General features: G+C 66.1%; 2 protein-coding genes. Both read left to right on the forward strand.

Going from position 1 to position 1,658, the window contains the following annotated elements:
• A partial coding sequence (locus WA702_RS25920) for a tRNA1(Val) (adenine(37)-N6)-methyltransferase (protein ID WP_425113394.1) occupies window positions 1-602 on the forward strand: 602 nt, incomplete at its 5' end.
• A gap of 220 nt (window positions 603-822) precedes the next feature.
• Window positions 823-1,658, forward strand: an 836-nt coding sequence (locus tag WA702_RS25925) for a S49 family peptidase (RefSeq protein ID WP_425113395.1), incomplete at its 3' end; no start/stop codon positions are given.

The raw sequence follows: 1,658 nt of genomic DNA on the forward strand, positions 1-1,658 counted from the left end.
GCCTTGCTCTGGCACGCCGCATCGAAGGCATCGCACTGATTTTGGTCGAAATCGATCCTGGCCTTGCCGAACTGGCGCGCCGTAACGCCGCGGCCAACGCCATTTTTGCCGATGTGGCCATGCTGGATGTGACCGCCGGTGCACGGGCCTTTGCAGCAGCCGGCCTCAGTCCCGACAGCGTCGACGCTGTCCTGACCAATCCGCCATTCAATGACAGCGCGCGGCATCGGGCCTCGTCCGATCCGGCACGCGCCATTGCGCATATGGCCGCGCCCGCCACTTTGGAGGCCTGGGTGCATGCGGCCCGCCGGATTCTGCGATCGGGCGGGGGGCTGACGATGATCTGGCGGGCAGACGGGCTGGCTGAGGTGCTGGCGGCGCTGTCGCACGGCTTCGGAAGCCTGGTGGTGCAGCCGGTTCATGGTGACGCGAGCAAGCCCGCGATCCGTATTCTGGTAAGGGCTGTCAAGGGCGGCCGGGCGCCGCTGCAGATGCTACCGGGCGTGATGCTCAACGGCGCTGGCGGTACCCCGGCCGCGGAAGTGGCGGCAGTGCTAGCCGGGCAGGGCGCGTTGGCGCTCGCCGAATTGCCGAACGCTTGATCGGGGAAATGCGTTAGTGGGGCAGTGTTTCCGAACGACGCTCTGGGACCGCCGTGAAACGGATCGCGGTCAGGAGGGTGCCGATCAGCAGCATCAAAAGGTAGATCTTCATGTGTTGCTCCGCCGCCCGTGAATTTTGGTAACGACGTGAGTTGAACGTCCGTTCCGAGCGTTTGAATGGCAGCGGCAGGCTAAAAAGTGGTTAACCTGAGGTAACGGAATGGCGGACATTTTGACACAACCCGGCGGCGAGCGTCAGCCAGGGCTGATCGACCGATGGAAGGCGATGCTGCCCGCGCGGCTGCGCGGCGCGCCGGTGGTGCCTGTGGTCCGGCTATCAGGCGTGATCGGCGCGGTGACGCTGCTGCGGCCCGGGATGACGCTGGCCGGCGTCGCCAAGATGCTGGAGAAGGCATTCTCGATGCGCAACGCCAAGGCGGTGGCGATCGTGATCAATTCGCCGGGTGGCTCGCCGGTGCAATCACGGCAGATTTACCTGCGCATCCGCCAGCTCGCGGCCGAGAAGAAGCTGCCGGTGCTGGTGTTCGTCGAGGACGTCGCGGCCTCCGGCGGCTACATGATCGCCTGTGCCGGCGATGAGATATTCTGCGATCCCTCGTCGATTCTCGGTTCGATCGGCGTGGTCGGCGGCACCTTCGGGTTTCACGAGCTGATCAGGAAGATCGGCGTCGAGCGCAGGCTCTACACGGCGGGCGAGCACAAGGCGATGCTCGATCCGTTCCTCCCCGAAGACCCCAACGACGTCGCGCGGCTGAAGAAGATCCAGCGCGAGATCCACGCGCTGTTCATCTCGCTGGTCAAGGAGAGCCGCGGAGCCCGACTTGCGGGCGCCGACGATCTGCTGTTCTCCGGCGAATATTGGGCCGGCGACAGCGCGATCTCGCTGGGCCTCGCAGATGCGGTCGGCGATCTCCGCGCGACTTTGCGCGCCCGTTTCGGCGACAAGGTCGCGACCCCCGTGGTCACGACGCCGAGCGGTATGCTGAGCGGGCTGTTGGGACGGCGCGCGCCGGCGGCAAGCGCGCTGGCCAGCAC

The sequence above is a fragment of the Bradyrhizobium sp. genome (genome assembly GCF_049798375.1).
In the GTDB taxonomy this organism is placed as follows: Bacteria; Pseudomonadota; Alphaproteobacteria; order Rhizobiales; family Xanthobacteraceae; genus Bradyrhizobium.